Consider the following 18653-nt stretch of genomic DNA (forward strand, 5'->3'; position numbering starts at 1 on the left):
GCTTACCAGTCGATGGGCTGTCTGTTCCGCCAGAACTGCCCTGACGGTGCGCCCGGTCTGAAGCGACAGAGCCACACCGGCGTCGCCGCCCCGTCTTCGACGGATTTCGAGGCGCCGTCACCGCCCATGTCGGTCCGGACCCACCCGGGACAGACCGAGTTGGCGATGAGCCCGTCGTCACTGTACTCGCCTTCGAGATAGGCCGTGAGTCCATTTAGTCCCGTTTTCGAGATTCGGTACCCCGGCGACCCGCCGCTCTGTCCCTCTCGTAGCGCCCCCATTCCCGACGAGAGGTTGACGACCCGGCCTCCGTCGTGCTGTAACAGGAGCGGCACCGCGTGCTTGCAGAGGAGCATCGGCCCGCGGAGGTTCACCGCCAGAGTCCGGTCGAGCTCCGCCGTGGGGGCGGCGACGATGTCGCCGTCCGGACCGATGATCCCTGCGTTGTTGACGAGGACGTCGAGACGACCCACCTCGTCGAAGATCCCGTCGACGGCCGCCTCGACGTCGCCCTCCTGCGTGACGTCGAGGAGCACCCGTTCGGTGCCGTCGGGCGTCTCGTTGTCCATCTGGCGGCTCCCGGCGTACACCGTCGCACCCAGATCTCGGAGCTGTCGGGCGATCTCCGCGCCGAGTCCCCGGTTGGCACCGGTCACGAGCGCGACCTGCCCGTCGAGCGAGTCGTACAGTTCGGGAGCGGCGTCGTCCGCGTCGCTGGTCGTCATACCCGTCCGTCGGGGTCGGTGGGCAAAGGGGTTTCACTCTCGGGGGTCGCCCCGCTGGCGGCGGAACGGGCGTGCCGAGCGTCAGGGGCCGACGCCGACCGACAGCCGCTCGAACGTTTCGCCGGTCCACCGCCACGCCCGCACCCCCGCGTCGGGAAGCGAGACGATCGCGTAGACGGATCCGGACCAGGTCGCCTGCGCCTCGTCGGTCGCGCTCGGCCCCGGTGGTCCGCGGGGATGGGAGTGGTAGAAGCCGAGATGCGTGGTCGACGCCTCGACGCGCTCGATGGCCTCGATCATCTCCGCGGGCGCGAGTTCGTACCGCGTCTCGGGAGTGGCCGCGACGTTCGGAACCGCGGGCGCGGTCGTCACCCGCGTCGGACCGTCGACCGGATCGACGCCGCCGAGCACGCCGCAGACCTCGTTCGGCGCGCCCTCGCGAGCACGGTCGAGGAGACGGTCGTGGACCGCCGGCGCGACGAGGAGGTCAGGCGAAGTCACGGCGCATCGCGATCTCGAACCACGGACACAGCCGGAGCTGTCGGTACCACTGCGGGTGGTCGTGGAGGTGGTCGTAGTCGGCCCAGAGCATCCCCGCGATCTCCTCTTCGTCGGGGTCGAGCGCCGTGTCGCCGAGCGTCACCTTCAGCACGGCGCACACCTCCCACTCGAGCCCGGCGTTCTCGTAGTAGCGTTTGTACTCGAACTTGTCCGTCACGCGCAGGTCGTCGTACTGGGTCGGCGTGACACCCAGCTCCTCCTCGAGACGCTGTCTGGTCGCGTCCTTCTGGCTCTGCCCCTCGACCGGGTGCGAGGCGACGGTGCCGTCCCAGCACGTGTCCCAGAGTCGCTTCGTCGGCGCGCGCTGTGCGAGGAGGATGCGGCCCTCGCGGTCGAAGACGAGACAGGTGAACGCCCGGTGGCGGATCCCCTCGCCGGTGTGGGCGGCGAGACGGTTGACGAGTCCCTGCGGTTCGTCGTCCTCGTCGACGGCGATGACGTCCTGGTTGGCGTTCTCGTGGGGTGCCTCGGCCCCGGCCCCGGTGGCGGATTCGGCGGCCGATTCGGTTTCGGACCCCGACTCGGCGGAGGCGGATCGGTCCTCGTCCGTACTCATACACGTGACATGCGAGCAGTGGGGTGAAGGCCTCTTCGGTGCGTGACGGGTGCCCACCCCCCGAGCGGTGCTCGGACCGTCGCCGCTCGGCCGTGGGACCGAAGCACGACCCGCTCGGAGAACGGAAGAACGAAGCAGTCCCGGTCCTCGAATACGAGCGTGTTCGACGTCGACCTCCACACGCACTCCCGGTTCTTTCACGTCGGCGATGGGCCGACGGCGTACGACAGCGTCGGCCTCCGGACGAACGCGTTCGTCGCCCGACGCCGCGGCCTCGACGCCATCGCGGTCACCAACCACGACTACCGGTATACGGCCGAGACGGCGCTCCCGACGCTCCCCGGCGTCGAGGTGTCGACGACGCGGGGGCACGTGCTCGTCGTCGGGCCGGACCCCCCGGCCGAGACGACCCCGGGGGCGCTGACACCGGCACAGACGGTCGAACTGGCGCACGACCGCGGCTGCGCGGCGATCCTGGCACACCCCTACCGCAACAGCGCCGCACGCCAGTCGCGAGCGAGATTCGACGCCGTCGAACTCAACGGGAAGAACCCCGAGCACGTCCACATGACGCGCCGACTCGCCGCCGAACTCGACCTCCCGCTGGTCGGCGGGAGCGACGCACACTACCCCTTCGAGATCGGGCGGGCGTTCACGCGGATCGACGCCGACGAACTCACCCCGACGGCCGTCGCCGACGCGATCCGCGCCGGCGACGTCGAACCGGTGGTCGATCTCGGACGGATTCACCGGCTGCTCGACCGGGCGTACACGCGACTCCACGAGCGCAAGGGGTGGATGGACGTGGTCGACGACGCCGACGTCCGGACGTCGTGACGTGATCGATCGTCACGCGGGAGTGGCGGCCCGTGTCCGTGGCCGTGACCGCCCACGATCCCCGCGACCCGCCGTCCGACGCCAGCGGCGTCGGCCGGATCTATCCGCCAACTATTATCTACACTGATATTCTTGGCCACAGAATTATATACCGGAAAGCCGACTCCGGAGGTATGGCAGTCCGTAATCGAGTCCTCAACCGGATCACTGGCCTCTTCGTCCGCTGGGACCTGATCAAACACCCGTACGGCCGCGAGTACGCCAGAGAACGGTACAGTTTCACGGGTCGGCGGATGCCCGACGTCGAGTTCGAGTCAACCCCGGATCGGCGGCACTCGTGGACCAGTGCGGCACTGGTCGGGACTGCCCTCCTCCTCATGAGTCTCCTCACGGCGGGTGTCCTCTTGGCCGCGGTGTAACGGTCGACTCGAGAACGTGCAGAGACACGCACGACTCGGTGGGATGCGGTCGGTCCCACGTTCACCGTGCGACGACGGATCGAGACGACTGTTATCTTCTCTGATATTCTGGCAGTGAGGTTTATACGTGTCCGCATAAAGTTCAATTTATGAGACTGTCGCGACGGCTTACGGGACGTCTGATCAGACTGTTCGTCCGCTGGGGTCTCATCAAACATCCGTACGGGCGGGAGTACGCCAGGGAGCAGTACACGCTCACGGGTCGACGGGTGCAGGATGCGGAATCGTCACGGGACGCTCAACGAGTGACCACGCGCGTGACACCGCGGGTGGGTGCGGCGCTGATGGCGATGGCCCTCCTGCTTTTGAGTTTCCTCGCGGCGGGCGTGCTCATCGCCTCGGGATGACGACGCGGGGTCGCGATTCACCCGAGGCGTTCGTCGAGGATCAGCCGCGTCTTGGTGCTCTTGACTTCGTCCAGTTCGCGTGCGCGTGTTATGAGGTCGTTCACCGCCGCCGTGTCGGCCGCGTCGACGATGAGCACGATGTCCTGCTCGCCCGAGACCTGCCAGACGAAGTCGACGTCGTCCCACTCGGCCATCTCTTCTGAGACCTCGCTCGTGTTCACGTCCACCGCGACCGACACCTCCACCATCGCCTTGATGTTTCCCGTCCGCGTGGCGACGGTGAACCGTTCGATGATCCCCTCCTCCGTCATTCGTTCGACGCGGTTCCTGACCGTTCCCTCCGACGTGCCGACGCGGTCAGCGATCTCGGTGTATGCCGTCCGCGCGTCCCGGCGGAGGATCGAGAGGATCCGGTGATCGAGGTCGTCCATACCGGGGGGAGCGTGTGCGAGCCCTTACCAATTACGAATTTCGTAACTCGGCTTCGAAAGCAAGGCTTATTACCCTGTTCCACATGTGATTCTCGTAATGTCGGACGCCTACCTGGCTCTGGAAGACGGCCGCGTCATCGAAGCGCGTGGTCGCGTTCCGGGGCGCACACGTGGCGAACTGGTTTTCACGACCGCCTACACCGGCTACGAGGAGAGCCTGACCGACCCCTCCTACGAGGAACAGGTCCTCACGTTCTCGTACCCGCTCATCGGGAACTACGGCGTCCGAGAAGAGCGGTTCGAGTCGTCGCACGTCCACCCGCGTGCCGCCATCGCGCGCGAGTTCACCGACGAGGTCGTCGAGTGGCTCGCGAGCGAGTCGGTGCCGGCGATCGACCACCTCGACACCCGTGAGGTCGTCACCAGCGTCCGCGACCAGGGCGCGATGAAGTGCGGCATCGCCGTCGGCGACGGCGTCACGCCCGAGGACGCGAAGGCGGAACTCGCACAGTGCAAGGGGATGTCCGAACACGTCGACATCGGCGCGCAGGTCAGCACGCCCGAGTCACAGTTCTTCCCGGGCGACGACGGTGGCACCGACGCCACGGTCGCCCTGATCGACTGCGGCGCGAAGGGGTCGATCACGGAGTCGCTGGTCACGCGCGGCGCGGACGTCCACCTGCTCCCGTACGACGCCACCGTCGAAGACGTCGAGGCCACCGACGCGGACGTCCTCTTCGTCTCGAACGGTCCCGGTGACCCGGAGAACTTCGTCCAGGCACAGGCGCTCGTCGAACACTTCGCCGGCGACCTCCCCATCGCGGGGATCTGTCTCGGGCAGCAGGTCGTCGCCAACGCGCTCGGTGGCTCGACCGAGAAGATGACGTTCGGCCACCGCGGCGTCAACCAGCCCGTTCGCGATCTCCGCTCGGGGAAAGTCGTCATGACCACACAGAACCACGGCTACACCGTCGCCGACCCCGGCGACCTCGAGGTGACGCAGGTCAACGTCAACGACGACACCGCCGAGGGGCTCGAGAACGAGGAGCTGAACGTCATCACCCGCCAGTACCACCCCGAGGCGAACCCCGGCCCGCACGACTCGCTCGACTTCTTCGACGACGTGCTGGCGATGGCCGACGCGGAGACGAAAGTCGCGCTGGCCGACTGAGCGTCCGGTCGTCCTTCCGGTTCTTGCGGTGGTGTCGCCGACTCGGAGCCGTGTCGCTCGGCGACCGTTCCCGCCGTCGGTTCCAGCATCACACCGCCTGATTCGACGGTCGGCCGCCGCGGTCAGAGTCGCGCCGCGAGGACGAACACCGGTTCGTCCGCGATGTCCGCTCGGCTCGTGGCGGCGTCCGACGCCCACGTCACCCCCTCGGGGATCATCACCCGCGTCCGGTCGACGCCGCACGCGGCGGCGTCCCGTGCGACGCCAGCGAGCACCGCACCCGCGGCGTCGGCATCGCCTTCCGGCCACGCGCCAACCGCGTACTCCGCGTATTCGACGTCTCCGTCGCCGTCCTCCTCGCGCTCGAACGTCCGGATCCGTTCGGCGAACCCCCCCGCGCCCTCGTCGACCGTCACGAGCCGTCCCGCGGCGGCGGCCGCGTGGAGTCGTTCGCGCGTGAGCGTCGACAGCGCCCACGACACCTCGTCGTCCATCACGAGGCCGCGGAGCTGTTCACGGGCGGCGCTCGCGGACCAGAACGCCCACGCACCGTCCGGGGCGGGGTCGGGGTCGACGCGTGCGGTCGCCGCGCCGGCGTCCGGATCGGGTGTCGGATGAGCCCACCGGAGCTCCGTGCAGGGTTCGAAGCCGACGCGGCGCGCGGAGCCGAGCGCTGGGCCGTTCCACGAGAACGTCATGTTCCGACAGACCGTACAGCCCCGGTCGCGTGCCCAGTCGAAGACCGCGTCGGTCAGGACGCCGGAGAGCCCCTCGCCCCGGTGGTCCGGTGCGACCCGCATCCCCGAGGCCCACGCCTCCCACGCCGAGAGTCGGTGTCCCCGGACGATGCCGACGACGTCACCCGGTTCGGCGCGTGCGTCCGCATCGCCGCGAACGTCGGCCACGAGCGTCCGCCGGTCGTCGCCGTCGGCGTCGACCCACTCGTCGAAGACGGTGGGGAGGTAATCCGTGACGTCGCGGTCGGCCCAGGTGTCGCGCGTGAACGCCGCGACCGCCTCGGCGTCGCTCGCACGGGCCTGTCTGATCGTCGGCGTCATCAGAGGTCGCTTCCCATATTACTGTGTGATGGGACGGCCCATCGCGTGGCGAGCAAGTCGACCGTAGCGAGCGGGTCAACCGCACCGATCCGGTCGTGGCCGCGTGTCGGCCGGTCGCGAGGCGGTCCCGAGGTGGCGTGTCGACGGTGGAGGCCGTTTCGGCGTTCGGGGAGTGAGCGTTCCGGCATCGTCCGTCCGTTCGTCCCGCAGCGTAAACCGGTTGTCGTCTCGTTCTCTCGACTCCCGTCTCTCCACCGAGTGTGGCGCGGACGGCGAGTTCGCCCACTGAACAAGCGGTTCGGACGAGCCCGAGGCCCGATCCGCTCGACGGTGATCTCGCCGACGAAATCGCGGAAGCTTCGAGCAAATTGTTTTGGAAGATCGGCTTCGTCGGCGACACCGTCGTGGTCGGCGGTTCGTTTTTCATCGTGGGCGACGCGGGACGACCATGAGCGTCATCGACTCGCTCGACCGGCCGCGCATCGTCGACACGCACGCCCACCAGCCGACGGCGACGTTCCTCGAGGACGCGGGGGGCGAGATGATGCGCGACGCGGCACGGACGTTCGGCGCGGAGATGGAGACGTGGAGCTACGAGGAGATGGTCGAGGAGTACCACGACGCCGGGATCGCCCGGGCCGTGCTCCTCGGCTGGGACGCGGAGACGAACACCGGAAGCCCGCCCGTCCCGAACGACCACGTTGCCGAGGTCCGCGACGAGCATCCGGAGTTCTTCGTCGGCTTCGGCAGCGTCGACCCCCTGAAGGACGACTGCGTCGAGGAGGCGATCCGGTGCGTCGAGGACCTCGACCTCTCGGGGTTCAAGTTCCAGCAGATCGCCCAGGGGTTCGATCCGAGCGACACAGCCCACGAACAGCTGTTCGACACCATCGAGGATCTCGGGGTCCCCGTCGTCTTCCACGGTGGGAGTTCGACGCTCGGCGCGGGCGCACCCGGCGGCCGCGGCCTCCGCATCAAGTACGGGAACCCGATGCTCGTCGACGACATCGCGGCCTCGCATCCGGAGCTGCAGATCCTGCTCGCGCACCCGGCGTTCCCGTGGGAGAAAGAGCAGCTGGCGATCTGTCGACAGAAGGGGAACGTCTACATGGACCTCTCGGGGTGGCTCCCCAAGTACATCGACGACCAGGTGTTACACTACGCCGGGACCGTGCTGAAAGAGAAGGTGATGTTCGGGACGGACTACCCGATGATCCGTCCGGGGCGGTGGCTCGACCAGTTCGAGGAGTACACCGACTACTCCGACGAGGTCCAGCGCAAACTCCTTTGGGAGAACGCCGAGTCGTTCCTGGGGCTGGACTGAACAGGGATCGAGCGGTGTGGCCCGGTCGAGCGAGTCGGCTCACAGGGATCGACGGAGGAAGCCACGCACGCGGGCACGGACCGAAGACACGATCGAGTGGTCGTGAGAACGGCAGTGCCGAGTGGAGGGCACGTCTCGGTCACACGGTGGTGTGATTCACGTGCGGGGACGGGGACTTACTCCGGGCTCGTGTAGGTGTCGAGTTCGTCCGTCCGATCCGGGTGCTCTTTTTCGACGTGCTGATGGACGCGGTGTGTGGCCTGCTCGGGAGCAGTTTTCACGTCGTCGTGTTTGGGATCCGGATCGAAATCACAGAACGGACACTCAGACAGCGAGTCTCGGGCCATACCCGGACGTTGTCCCTGGAGACGGAAAAAGAGCGTGACGCTGCCGAATTCATGTCCCGACAGAGGGTTTCCAACCGCGCCGAAGTGCCGAGGCCAACGACGGGATAGGCGCTGAACACACCCTCTCCATCTCGCACGCCGATTCGATCACGTGGGAACTCGGGCGTGTCGGTGTGTACGGAGACGGACCTGGTCCCACTCAGTCGAACTCCGGCCGCCGTCCCTCCAGAAACGCCGCGATGCCCTCGCGGTGGGCGTCGGTGTCGTACGCGAGCGCCTGGACGTGCGCCTCCCGTTCCAGCCCCGCCTGCCACGACCGACCGAGGTTGGCGTGGATCGCCTCCTTCGCCAGCGCGAGGGTCTCCGACGGACGGGACGCGAGCGTCTCGACGGTGTCGTCGACGACGTCGTCCAGTTCCTCGCTCGGGACGACGTCGTTGACGAGATCGAGAGCGGCCGCCTCCGTCGCCGAGATCAGCTCGCCCGTGAACGCCAGCTCCTTCGCGGTCCGCAGCCCGACCAGCCGCGGGAGCGTGACCGTCCCTCCCATGTCGGGGACGAGGCCGACGTTGACGAACGACGCGCCGAAGCGCGCCTCCTCGGCCGCGTAGGCGAAGTCGCAGGCGGCGACCAGCGACAGACCCGCACCGACCGCGTCGCCGTTCACCCGCGCGACGACGGGGGCCGGACACGAGAGGACCGCCTCGGCGACCCGCCCGAGCGTCTCCCGGACGCGCCCGTAGGCCTCGCGGGCCGTCTCCTCGCGCTCGGCCATCGCCTGGATGTCGCCGCCGGCGCTGAACGCGTCGCCCTCGCCGGTGATCACGACCGCGTCGAACGCCTCGGCTGAGACGGCGTCGAGTGCGTCGGCCAGCTCGCGCGCGACCGAGGCGTCGAAGGCGTTCTTCACCGCCGGTCGGTCGAACGTGAGCGTCCGGACGCCCGCCGTGTCGTCGATTCGCATGCAGGCGGCTACGGGGAGGTGGCGTAAAAAGCCACTCGGCGCTCCGTGCGATCCCCAGCCGACCGCGTGCTCAACCTGATCGGCCCCCGTCCTGGCCGGCTGCCGTCCCGGTCAGCCGTCGTCCCCGTACAGCGATCCGAACAGCGTCGACTGCGCGCGGCGGAGCCGTTCGAGGAAGGCGGACTTGCTGATGCCCAGCTCGGCGGCGACCTCCGCGGCCGTAACGGCGCGCGGGAGGTCGAAGTAGCCGAGGTCCCACGCGGCCTGGACGGCCTCCTCCTGTGCCGTGGTCAGGTTCCACCGCCGGGCGATAGGTTCGCGGTCGTCGCTCCGGAGGGGGTACACCTGTCGCAGGCTGACGCCCACGGTGTGCCCCGCGGCCTCCATCACCCCGCGGAGGACGTCGTAGCCGACGACCGCGCCGCGCATCGTCGCGCCGCCGCGCCGGTAGCGCATCGACTCGACGAGGAACCCCCTGTCGACGAGTTCGTGGACGACGCAAGGGTGTTTCGACAGACACCGGTAGTTGCTGGTCCCGTCGTTTCGGGTCACGTGCAGGTACCGGATGGCGTCGTCGTCGTCGAGTGTCGCCGTGAGCGACTCATTCGTCGCCGCCGAGAACCGCAGGAGGACGTTGCCGTCGCGCCGCAACTGCGGAGGTTCGGCGTCGACGACGGCGTCGATCGCGGCCGTGGCTCGTGCGAGGGGACAGTCGTCGCCCTCGACGCGGAACTCCGCGACCAGACACTCCGCGATCACGCCTCGTGATTCGAGCGAGAATATATAAACCCCGCGTATGGACGGGGTAACTGGTAAGGGGCAAAATCGTGATAGTTAGCACAGCGATGGATCTCGAGACAGTCAAACGGCGGGCGAGTCCCCGGGAGTTCTCCCCGAAGGACGACATGCCCGAGGAGTACCGGAAGGCGGCGACCCGGATGATCCAGTTCCACGCGAACAGCGAGATCATGGGTGCCTACCTAGAGAAGCCGTTCATCCGACAGGCACCGTCGCTCGACAGAAAGCTCGCGTTCTCGGCGAAGGTGCAGGACGAGATCGGCCACGGTCAACTCCTCTACCGCGCGGCGGAGAACCTCGGCGTCAAGACGCGCGAGGAGATGCTCGACGAACTCGCTGACGGCAGGGGGAAGTTCCTCAACTGCTTCCACTACCCGATGGAGTCGTGGGAGGAGGTGCCGATGATCGGCTTCTTCGTCGACGGCGCGGCGATGCGCCGGCAGGCCACCCTCAAGAACACCTCCTGGGAGCCGTACGCACACGCGATGGACAAGATCTGCTTCGAGGAGGGCTTCCACATCAAACACGGCGAGTCGATCCTGGCTGAGCTGGCGACGGGGTCGAAAGCCCAGCAGGAACGTCTGCAAGAGGCGTTCGAGATGTGGTGGCCGCGCATCCTCCAGTTCTTCGGCCCGACGAACGAGGCGAGCACCCACCACGACTTCGCCGCCGACGTCGGTCTGAAGACGATGACCAACGACGAGCTCCGTCAGCAGTTCCTCAACGCCTACCTCCCCAAGGCCGAGCGGTACGGCCTGGAGATCCCCGACGAACCGCGGATCCGGCGCCACGACGACGGCCGCTACGAGGTGGTCGAGGAGGACCTCGACTGGGACGAGTTCTGGACGGTCGCGAAGAACGAGTACGAACCCGGACTCGGACAGATCGACGCCCGCGAGGCCGCCCAGGAGGCGGTCGACTGGGTCCGCGAATCGATGGAGACGCCGGCCGGCGGCCCGACGCCGGCGGCGGCCGATTGAGATGATCTGGGAAGTGTTCAGACAGGAGAAGAAGGGCGGCTACCACACCCACTGCGGGAACGTCCACGCGCCCGACCGAGAGATGGCGCTCATGTTCGCGCAGGTCCAGCACGCCCGTCGCAAGCCGACGCACTCACTGTGGGTCGTCCCGAAGGAGGAGATCGGAGAGGTCGACCACGAGGAGGCCGCCTTCGGCGGCACCTCGGACAAGTCGTACCGCTGGGCCATGACGTTCAACACCGACATCGAGTTCGCCCAGGAGATCAAAGACTCCCAGCGCGAACAGGAGGAGGCCGAGCGCGACCGCGCCCGCGCGGAAGCGGAGGGTGACGACTGATGTCTACGGAAGCGGACACGGAACTCGGCGGCCCCACGGAGCTCTCCGAGCGCGAACGAGCCGCCGTCGAGGCGCTCCTTCGGGGGATGGCCGACGACGAGTTCGTCCTCGCCGAGCGGTACATCGAGTGGCAGGTCGAGAGCCCGACCCTCGAGTCGGACCTCTCCATCGCCAACATCGCCCAGGACGAGTACGGCCACGCCCGCCTGTGGTACGACCTCCTCGAGGACTTCGGTGCCGCAGAGGAGGACCTCATCTGGGAGGCCGACCCCACCGACTTCCGTCACGCCACGCTCGTCGAACTCCCCTTCGCGGAGGGCGACTGGGCCGACGCCATCGTCCGAGGCTACCTCTTCGACGTCCACGAGCGTAACCTGCTCGACGCGCTCGCGGGATCGCAGTATCCGCGAATCGCCGACCGCGTCGAGAAGATCCGCCGCGAGGAGGAGTACCACCTCGAACACGGCCGGAGCTGGCTCGAACACCTCGCTGACGACGCGCCCGGTCGCGAGCACGTCCAGGACGCCCTCGACCGGCTGTTCCCGTACGCGCTGACGCTGTTCGAGCCGATGGCCGAGGAGGAGGACATCGTCGACCTCGGCCTCCGGACCGCGTCCGTCGACGATCTCCGCGGCCAGTGGCTCGACGAGGTCGTCCCGTATCTCGAGTCGCTCGGCCTCCGCGTGCCGGTCGACGACGTGCCGGTCGACGACGGCGCGGTGCTCGTCGACCTTCCCGATCGCCGGGGTCGAAACGGCGACCACACGGAGCACTGGCCCGAACTGTTCGAGGAGTTCACCTTCACGTACCACGACCTCGACTACGCGCGACCGCCCCACCTGATGGAGGATCCCGACGATGTCGAGTGACGACGTCCGGGAGACCGCCGAACCACAGTACTGCGGCTACACCGACTACCGCGACGGTGAGCGCGTCCCGGACCTCCCCGCGACGGGTGAGGGGGCCCGGGGACTGGAACGCGACGTCTGGGACGCCCTCTACTCGGTCGAAGATCCCGAGATGCCGATCAGCGTCGTCGACCTCGGCCTGATCTACGGCGTCGACGTCGACGAGCACGGTCGGGTGATCGTGGAGATGACGCTCACCTACACGGGCTGTCCCGCCCGCGAGATGCTGCAGGACGATCTCCGCGAGGCAGTTCTGGACGTGGATGGCGTCGAGTCGGTCGATCTCCAGCTGGTGTGGAACCCGCCGTGGTCCGTGGAGATGGTGACGGAGCAGGGCAGAGACGACCTCCGCGAGTTCGGGCTGAGCATCTAGCATGCGCCGAAACCTCGACCCCAGCGTCGACACCAGTGGGAGGGACGAGCGGGCGACCTGCCCGTACTGCGGCGGGACCGACACGCAGAGAGAGCACCCGAAGGGCCCCTCGCTCTGCCGGTCGATGCACTTCTGTGCGGACTGTCAGGAGCCGTTCGAGAAGTTCGGGTGAGTCGGTTCTGACGGGTCGGCCTCGTCGAGATCATCGATCGGTGATCGGTTTCGGAAGCCGTGCTGAATAGAACGCGCGAATACAGCACGGCGCACACCGAGAATCGGAGTCGTCAGATTCGGTCACTACAGACCAGAGGGTTACCGGACGTTGGTAGCAGTCGCCGCCGTCTACTGTTTCCTTGGAACGACAATCTCGGACGGAGAGCCGCTATCCGTTAGAAAATCGGATTGCCACCGAGGAGGCGGTGAAAGAGTTCATCGCCCGCAAGAACGGTCAGTGCCGCTCCGAAGAGAGCAGCAGCGAATGTTGGTAATGATGTGGTGCCGGCAGTGAATGCGATAGCAGTCATCCAGAGCAGTCCGACTCCAAATGCTCCGAGAACAGCCCACATTGCACCAGAGAAGACGGACAGAACGGCATCGCGCCCTCCTCGATAGGCCGCCTCGTACTGAGTGGTCTTTTCGAGGGAATCTTCGGTCATAGGAGATGCTTGGGTTGGGCAAATCAAAAAGATTGCCAGTCGGCACTTAACCGGGCGAGTATGTATGCAGTTCTACTGACCGGCTGATTCATCCTACTCGGTGTGAAACCACCGATGGCCGACTGCTGACTCCATCCTCTGTATCTCGCACGACGCCGCTGACAGCACTCGGTACGGTTCAGCGATCGTGCTGAATACACGGCGCGAGTCGCACGCAAGACGACCACGACACACCCGCTGATGAATGGGTGGAACTATGTCCACGAACGCACCGAATTTCTGTTCGATCGCCGCGTCGACTGTCTCGTTCGTGTCGCGCCGGTGGTAGCGGTCGTCGTCCAGCCGTGGGTTCCACGTCATGCGTGCTCCGCCCCGACGACGAAGAGGGCGAGCGTCACCGTCGTCGCTGGCCCACACGAGGGCATCCGGAGTGGAGGGCTCACATCACCCACCATACGCGTATTGCGACCGAACCGTTTCGTGTTTATCCGGCATGGCGCGACGGAGGCCGCCTCACCCCGTCTTGTACACTCCCCTGGCTTGCGCGACGTGTTCGTCCCCGTCGCCCTCGGCGTAGACGTCGACGTCGACGCTGCCGACGTCGCCGCCGACGCGCACCACGTCCGCCTTCGCCCGGAGGTCGCCCGTCCCCGCGCTCAGGTAGTCGATCCGCATGTCGATGGTCGGAACGGGCTGGTCGACCACGGAGACGAGGGCCGCGCCGCCGACCGTGTCGGCGAGGGTGAACGTGACGCCGCCGTGGGCCATCACCCGATCCGCGTTCCACGACAGCTCCTCGCGCATCTCGATCCGCCCCTCGGCGTGTCCGTCGCCGACGTCGGTGAGTTCGACGCCGAGCAGTTTCGCGAACGGCATCGACTCGAAGAACACCTCGATGTCCATACCCCTCCCTCGTCGCCGTGGCTCTTCGTCGTTTCCCCGTTCGTCGCGGACCGGCCAGTGTTCTCGCCCGGGTGGGTCGAGGCGGCCGGGACGACGATGGGACGGCTCGCGACCCGGTCTATCGGTCGGGGTGTGACTCCTCTATCGACGCACAGATGTCGCGGAAGACGCGCCCGCGAAGGGTTGTGGATTCGAGGCTCTCCTCGATCGTCGAATCGTCGACGTCCCGTCCGAACGAGGTAGTCTCGCCGAACAGGATGCCGATCGGGACCACGAGCAGTGACGTCGCGAACGTCGCGTTCCAGCTCGCCGCAAAGACCAGTTCGCTCATCTCGTCGGCCGTCGAGACGTCCTCGATGGTGAAGTAGTCGATCACGCGGATCCGGATCACGACCGAGAGGAGCAACAGGAGCGTCACGACGGAGACGAGGACCTGGCACACGGAGAGCAGGCTCAGCCCGACCTCGGTCCCGAACACGGTGATCGCGCCCAGTCGGACGGTCTCGAGCGATGGAACGAACGTAAGCCCGAGCGAGAACACCGCGATGAGCACGCTACTCAGAAACTCGCCTCGGCCGATGTCTTCTTTCGTCTCCGTCCGTCTCCGCTGCGATTCCTCGACGAGTTCCTCCGCCTCCATCGAATCCACCTCCTCGAAGGCCCCTGTCAGTTCCATCCGCCGCGTCGCCCACGCACGAACGTCGGCCCGGAGGTTCTCCAGTTCCCGCTCGGTCACGAAGTACTCGACGAGCCGCTCTGTCGAGCGGTTCGCCTGCCGGAACAGCCGCCCGATCTTCCCCGACACGTACGAGACCGACAGGAGGAGAATCAGCAACCCACCCAGGGCGTAGAACGACAGATCACCGAGTCGTCCGACCCCGCGTTTCGCGCGAGTGGGAAGGTCGGATCCCGGGCGGTCGCCCCGCCAGATGCCGACCACCACCCGAGCGACGCCGAGACTCGTGACGATCGCGACGATCGCCGTCCACTCAACCACCGCGACGCACGCGTGCCAGGCGCCTCGCAACAGAGTTCGGGGCCACCAGTAACAGACGTCTTTGAGTCCATCGACGATCGGGGTGAGTATTCGTTCCGACCGAGGGAGCATCCATTTCACCGCCAGAACCGGCAGCAGGAGCGGCAGGCCAACGACTACCGCGACGAGCCCGGCGACGAGCCGCGCGAGCGCATCACCGGCGAACCTCATGGCGTTCCAGACGACCGGAACCACCAGACAGCACACCATCGAGACAGCGTTCCGCAGTGGGTGACTCTCGGATTCTCGTTTCGGTTTCGGTGTTCGCATACCGTTGTCCGAACGAGTGTTTCCACCGGTGACAAATAACAGTGGGTCCTCGCTCCGCTCACTCCGTCGTCGACACGCCCAGGTACCGGTCGAGCACCGCGTCGTTCGCTGCCACGCGTTCGGCCTCGCCCTCGTGGACGACCCGTCCCTTGTCGAGGATGTAGACGTAGTCGGCGACGCGGAGGGCGACGCCGACGTTCTGTTCGACGAGGAGGATCGTCGTGCCTTCGCGATTGAGCTCGTCGATCTTCCGCTGGACCTGCTCGACGATGGTCGGGGCCAGTCCTTCCGTGGGTTCGTCCAGCATCAACAGCCGCGGTGCGGAGACGAGCGCGCGAGCGATGGCGAGCATCTGCTGTTCCCCGCCCGAAAGCGACGACCCGCGACTGTCGCGGTGGCGGCGGAGGTTCTCGAACTCGTCGACGATCGCGTCGACCGAGGGCTTGTCGACGCCACGTCGCCCACCCAGCCGTCCGATTTCGACGTTCTCGGTGACCGTGAGTCCGGGGAAGATCCGCCGCTCCTCGGGGACGAGCGCGATGCCCGCCTGCGCGGTTTTCTCGGGCGACAGCTCCGTCACGTCCTGCCCGTCGAAGGTGACCGACCCCGAGGTGGGCGTGACGTTCCCGAGGATCGTCCGGAGCGTCGTCGTCTTGCCGACGCCGTTGCGGCCGATGAGGCTCACGACTGCCCCCTCGGGCACGTCGAGGTCGACGCCCTGGAGGACGCGCGTCGACCCGTACCCCGAGACGAGGTCGCGGACCGAAAGCAGCGCGTCCCCGCCGGCGTGCTCGGGAGCGGTCCCGGCATCGGTCGGCTCCGAACTCACACCTCGACACCTCCGAAGTACGCCTCGCGCACCGCCTCGTCGTCGGCGATCGCCTCCGGCGTCCCCTCCGCGAGCACCCGTCCACGGTGTAACACGGTGATCCGGTCGGAGACGCGCATCACGAGGTCGATGTCGTGTTCGATGAGGACGAGCGTCCGGTCCGAGAGCACCTCGTCGATGAGGTCCATCGTCGCCCGCGTCTCCTCGGCACCCATCCCCGCGGTCGGTTCGTCGAGGAGGACGACCTCGGGGTCCGTCGCGAGCACGATAGCGATCTCGAGGCGGCGGCGGTCGCCGTACGCGAGCGCGTCTGCCACCTCCCCCGCGCGGTCGCGGAGGCCCGACCGATCGAGGACCCGCGCGGTGTGCTCGTTCACGTCGTCGAACGAGTCGGCCCCCCGGAGGAACTCGTCGACGGGAGCGAACCCCCCCTCGCGGGTGGCCTGGGCGGCGAGACGGACGTTCTCGTGGACCGTCAGTCCGCCAAAGACGTTGGTGATCTGGAACGATCGTCCCAGGCCTCGAGCGACCCGTTCGTGCGGTGCCAGCCCCGTGACGTCCTCGCCGTCGAGGAACACCCGACCCTCGCTCGGGACGAGCGCGCCCGTCAGGAGGTTGAACGTCGTGGTCTTGCCCGCGCCGTTCGGCCCGATCAGACTGCGGAACTCGCCGCGTTCGACGGTGAGGTTCACGTCGTCGACGGCGACCAGACTGCCGAACCGCCGGGTGAGGTCCTCGGTGCGGAGGACGGCGTCCGTCGAGTCCGCGGCCGCGGTCGTGGCCGCGTCTGACTCACTCATGCTCGGCCTCCCGGTCGGTCACGCCCGTCCCGTCGCGGAGCAGCGACCGGACGGTCGGGTGGTCGAGGACGGTCCGCGGGAGCGACACCAGCCCCCGGGGGACGAAGATGACGAACAGGACGAAGAGGACGCCGATGACGAGCCGCCACTGCTCGACGTACGACGAGAGGACGTCCTCGCTGGCGACGAAGACGCCAGCACCGAGCATCGGGCCGTACAGGGTGCCCATCCCGCCGAGAACCGTCATCACGATCACTTCGCCGGAGTTGATCCAGTGGAGGAACGCGGGCGCGACGTAGCCGTTGTTCGTGGCGAACAGGCCGCCGGCGAGCCCCGCGAGCCCGCCGCTGACGACGAACGCGCGGCGCTTGTAGACGGTGACGTCGTAGCCGACGAACGACGCGCGCTCCTCGCTCTCGCGGATCGCCTGTAACACCGAGCCGAACGGCGCGCGGATGAGCCGTCGCGCGAGCAGGTAGGACCCGACGACGACCGCGAGGAGGAAGTAGTAGTGGACCACCCCACCGTCGACGAGGATCGGCCCGAGCGCAACCTCGAACGTCGAGAGGTCGACGCCGACGCCCGCGAAGCCGTAGAGACCGTCGACGCCGAACAGCCCGTCGGAGCCGCCTGTGAAGTCGAACTTGAAGACGGCGTTGAAGAAGAGTTCGGCGAACGCGAGCGTGATCATGGCGAAGAAGACGCCGGAGACGCGGATCGAGAGGAAGCCGATCCCCCACGCGAGGGCGGCGCAGACCGCGATGGCGACCGCCAGCGCGACGAACATCGACGAGGAGAGGTGCAAGAGCGTGAGCACGGCCGCGTACGCTCCGACCCCGTAGAAGAGCGTGTGACCGAGCGACACCAGCCCCGCGTATCCAAGCACGAGGTCGAGGCTGAGCGCGAACAGCGCCCAGATGAGGATGTCCTCGAGGAGCGTCACGGTGTAGGCGTTGCCGGTCACCTCGGCGAACAGCGGTACGAGCACGAGGGCACCGACAGCGGCGTAGCCGAGCTTCGCCCGGGTCGCGGCGGAGAGGACGCCCCCGCGTGCGCCGTGGAGCAGGGCACCGCTGTGACCGCCGCCCTCGTGGGAGGTCCCGAACAGCCCCGTCGGTCGCACGAGCAACACGGCGATCATGAGGAGGAAGACGACGAGCCCCTCCAGAAACGGCGTGTACGTGCGGGCGAGCGTCTGGACGACGCCGACGAAGAGCCCGCCGACGACCGCGCCTCTGAAGGAGCCGAGCCCGCCGAGGACGACGATGACGAACGCGGGAATGATGACGGACGATCCCATCGTCGGACTGACGTTCTGGAACGCGCCGAGGACGATGCCCGCGACGCCGGCGAGGGCGGCACCGAAGCCGAACGTGAGCGTGTAGTACTTGTCGATGTCGATACCGAGGGTGCGAACCATCTCGCGGTCCTCCGAGCCGGCGCGGACGATCATCCCGAACCGGGTTCGGTTGAGCAGGAGCCACGTACCGAGCGCGAGCGCGGCGCCGAAGACGATCATCGCGTAGTTGTACAGCGAGTAGCTGAACCCGAGGAAGGCGACGGGCGTGTCGAGAAGCGCGGGGATGGCAAAGGGCTGGGCGGACTTGCCCCACACGGCCGTGATGAGGTCGTTGATGATGAGCACCAGCCCGAACGTGAGGAGGATGTGATACAGCGGGTCCCGCCCGTAGAGCCGCTTCACCGTGAGGCGTTCGATCCCCATCCCGACGACGCCGACGAGCAGCGGGGCGACGACGAGCGCGACCCAGAAACCCGTCCCTCCCAGGGGACCGGCGATGGCGAACGCGAGATACGCGCCCAGTGCGAACAGTTCGCCGTGGGCGAAGTTGATGACGTCCATGACGCCGAAGATGATCGACAGTCCCGCCGCGAGGAGGACGTACACCATCCCGACGGTGAGCCCGTTGAGCACCTGCTCGGCGAGGCCCGTGACGACCGACAT

General features: G+C 67.4%; 23 protein-coding genes. 10 read left to right on the plus strand and 13 right to left on the minus strand.

Features of this window, described 5'->3' with window-relative positions; genetic code table 11:
* Positions 1–2 precede the first annotated feature (2 nt).
* The 3 genes from FZP69_RS13965 to FZP69_RS13975 all read right to left on the minus strand — a co-directional run bounded on the left by FZP69_RS13965 (position 3) and on the right by FZP69_RS13975 (position 1842).
* Positions 3–725, minus strand: coding sequence for an SDR family NAD(P)-dependent oxidoreductase (locus FZP69_RS13965; protein ID WP_152042016.1), 723 nt, complete (start codon positions 723–725; stop codon positions 3–5).
* Positions 726–806: 81 nt separating this feature from the next.
* Positions 807–1226 (minus strand): desampylase, encoded by a 420-nt coding sequence (locus FZP69_RS13970; protein WP_152042017.1) that lies wholly within the window; start codon positions 1224–1226, stop codon positions 807–809.
* Positions 1213–1842 (minus strand): NUDIX hydrolase, encoded by a 630-nt coding sequence (locus FZP69_RS13975; RefSeq protein ID WP_152042018.1) that lies wholly within the window; start codon positions 1840–1842, stop codon positions 1213–1215. Before FZP69_RS13975 ends, FZP69_RS13970 begins: the two co-directional genes overlap by 14 nt.
* Positions 1843–2001: 159 nt before the next feature.
* Between FZP69_RS13975 and FZP69_RS13980 the strand changes: the two genes are divergently transcribed.
* The 3 genes from FZP69_RS13980 (at position 2002) to FZP69_RS13990 (ending at position 3505) form a co-directional block, all read left to right on the plus strand.
* Positions 2002–2679, plus strand: a complete 678-nt coding sequence (locus tag FZP69_RS13980) for a PHP domain-containing protein (RefSeq protein WP_152042019.1) — start codon at positions 2002–2004, stop codon at positions 2677–2679.
* 173 nt (positions 2680–2852) lie between these two features.
* Positions 2853–3098 (plus strand): hypothetical protein, encoded by a 246-nt coding sequence (locus tag FZP69_RS13985; protein WP_152042020.1) that lies wholly within the window; start codon positions 2853–2855, stop codon positions 3096–3098.
* A gap of 149 nt (positions 3099–3247) precedes the next feature.
* Positions 3248–3505 (plus strand): hypothetical protein, encoded by a 258-nt coding sequence (locus FZP69_RS13990; RefSeq protein ID WP_152042021.1) that lies wholly within the window; start codon positions 3248–3250, stop codon positions 3503–3505.
* Between the two features lie 17 nt (positions 3506–3522).
* Here FZP69_RS13990 and FZP69_RS13995 read toward each other — a convergent pair whose 3' ends face one another.
* On the minus strand, positions 3523–3936 hold the full coding sequence (locus tag FZP69_RS13995) for an Lrp/AsnC family transcriptional regulator (RefSeq protein WP_152042022.1): 414 nt from the start codon (positions 3934–3936) through the stop codon (positions 3523–3525).
* A gap of 97 nt (positions 3937–4033) precedes the next feature.
* On the opposite strand from FZP69_RS13995, the gene carA reads away from it, so the two are divergent.
* The gene (gene carA, locus FZP69_RS14000; protein WP_152042023.1) at positions 4034–5107 is read left to right on the plus strand and encodes a glutamine-hydrolyzing carbamoyl-phosphate synthase small subunit; all 1074 of its coding nucleotides are present in this window, start codon (positions 4034–4036) and stop codon (positions 5105–5107) included.
* 122 nt (positions 5108–5229) lie between these two features.
* Here carA and FZP69_RS14005 read toward each other — a convergent pair whose 3' ends face one another.
* Positions 5230–6165, minus strand: coding sequence for a GNAT family N-acetyltransferase (locus FZP69_RS14005; RefSeq protein ID WP_152042024.1), 936 nt, complete (start codon positions 6163–6165; stop codon positions 5230–5232).
* A gap of 448 nt (positions 6166–6613) precedes the next feature.
* On the opposite strand from FZP69_RS14005, the gene FZP69_RS14010 reads away from it, so the two are divergent.
* Positions 6614–7489, plus strand: a complete 876-nt coding sequence (locus FZP69_RS14010; protein WP_152042025.1) for an amidohydrolase family protein — start codon at positions 6614–6616, stop codon at positions 7487–7489.
* Positions 7490–8035: 546 nt separating this feature from the next.
* On the opposite strand, the gene FZP69_RS14015 is transcribed toward FZP69_RS14010, so the two are convergent.
* Together FZP69_RS14015 and FZP69_RS14020 are read right to left on the minus strand one after the other, a co-directional pair.
* Positions 8036–8800, minus strand: a complete 765-nt coding sequence (locus tag FZP69_RS14015) for an enoyl-CoA hydratase/isomerase family protein (RefSeq protein ID WP_152042026.1) — start codon at positions 8798–8800, stop codon at positions 8036–8038.
* Between the two features lie 111 nt (positions 8801–8911).
* The gene (locus FZP69_RS14020; protein ID WP_152042027.1) at positions 8912–9559 is read right to left on the minus strand and encodes a helix-turn-helix domain-containing protein; all 648 of its coding nucleotides are present in this window, start codon (positions 9557–9559) and stop codon (positions 8912–8914) included.
* Positions 9560–9645: 86 nt separating this feature from the next.
* Between FZP69_RS14020 and paaA the strand changes: the two genes are divergently transcribed.
* The 5 genes from paaA to paaE are packed head-to-tail and all read left to right on the plus strand — an operon-like array spanning position 9646 to position 12368.
* Positions 9646–10578, plus strand: coding sequence for a 1,2-phenylacetyl-CoA epoxidase subunit PaaA (paaA, locus tag FZP69_RS14025; protein WP_152042028.1), 933 nt, complete (start codon positions 9646–9648; stop codon positions 10576–10578).
* A 1-nt stretch (position 10579) separates the two neighbouring features.
* Complete coding sequence (gene paaB / locus FZP69_RS14030; protein ID WP_152042029.1) at positions 10580–10915, plus strand: 1,2-phenylacetyl-CoA epoxidase subunit PaaB; 336 nt, start codon at positions 10580–10582, stop codon at positions 10913–10915.
* Complete coding sequence (gene paaC, locus FZP69_RS14035; protein ID WP_152042030.1) at positions 10915–11784, plus strand: 1,2-phenylacetyl-CoA epoxidase subunit PaaC; 870 nt, start codon at positions 10915–10917, stop codon at positions 11782–11784. The genes paaB and paaC overlap by 1 nt, the downstream gene beginning before the upstream one ends.
* Positions 11774–12196 (plus strand): 1,2-phenylacetyl-CoA epoxidase subunit PaaD, encoded by a 423-nt coding sequence (paaD, locus tag FZP69_RS14040; RefSeq protein WP_152042031.1) that lies wholly within the window; start codon positions 11774–11776, stop codon positions 12194–12196. The genes paaC and paaD overlap by 11 nt, the downstream gene beginning before the upstream one ends.
* Before the next feature lies 1 nt (position 12197).
* On the plus strand, positions 12198–12368 hold the full coding sequence (gene paaE / locus FZP69_RS22630) for a 1,2-phenylacetyl-CoA epoxidase subunit PaaE (protein ID WP_192918588.1): 171 nt from the start codon (positions 12198–12200) through the stop codon (positions 12366–12368).
* A gap of 217 nt (positions 12369–12585) precedes the next feature.
* On the opposite strand, the gene FZP69_RS14045 is transcribed toward paaE, so the two are convergent.
* The 6 genes from FZP69_RS14045 to FZP69_RS14070 form a co-directional block, all read right to left on the minus strand.
* Positions 12586–12852: a hypothetical protein gene (locus FZP69_RS14045; RefSeq protein ID WP_152042032.1), complete on the minus strand. Its 267-nt coding sequence runs from the start codon at positions 12850–12852 to the stop codon at positions 12586–12588.
* Between the two features lie 513 nt (positions 12853–13365).
* Entirely contained in the window at positions 13366–13755 is a 390-nt protein-coding gene (locus tag FZP69_RS14050) for a PaaI family thioesterase (RefSeq protein WP_152042033.1), read from the minus strand.
* Positions 13756–13873: 118 nt separating this feature from the next.
* Entirely contained in the window at positions 13874–14962 is a 1089-nt protein-coding gene (locus FZP69_RS14055) for a hypothetical protein (RefSeq protein WP_152042034.1), read from the minus strand.
* 157 nt (positions 14963–15119) lie between these two features.
* The gene (locus FZP69_RS14060; RefSeq protein WP_240137638.1) at positions 15120–15890 is read right to left on the minus strand and encodes an ABC transporter ATP-binding protein; all 771 of its coding nucleotides are present in this window, start codon (positions 15888–15890) and stop codon (positions 15120–15122) included.
* Complete coding sequence (locus tag FZP69_RS14065; RefSeq protein ID WP_152042035.1) at positions 15887–16690, minus strand: ABC transporter ATP-binding protein; 804 nt, start codon at positions 16688–16690, stop codon at positions 15887–15889. The genes FZP69_RS14060 and FZP69_RS14065 overlap by 4 nt, the downstream gene beginning before the upstream one ends.
* Positions 16683–18653: an ABC transporter permease gene (locus FZP69_RS14070; RefSeq protein ID WP_152042036.1), complete on the minus strand. Its 1971-nt coding sequence runs from the start codon at positions 18651–18653 to the stop codon at positions 16683–16685. The genes FZP69_RS14065 and FZP69_RS14070 overlap by 8 nt, the downstream gene beginning before the upstream one ends.

The sequence above is a fragment of the Salinigranum salinum genome, from assembly GCF_009176545.1.
GTDB classification, from domain to species: domain Archaea; phylum Halobacteriota; class Halobacteria; order Halobacteriales; family Haloferacaceae; genus Salinigranum; species Salinigranum salinum.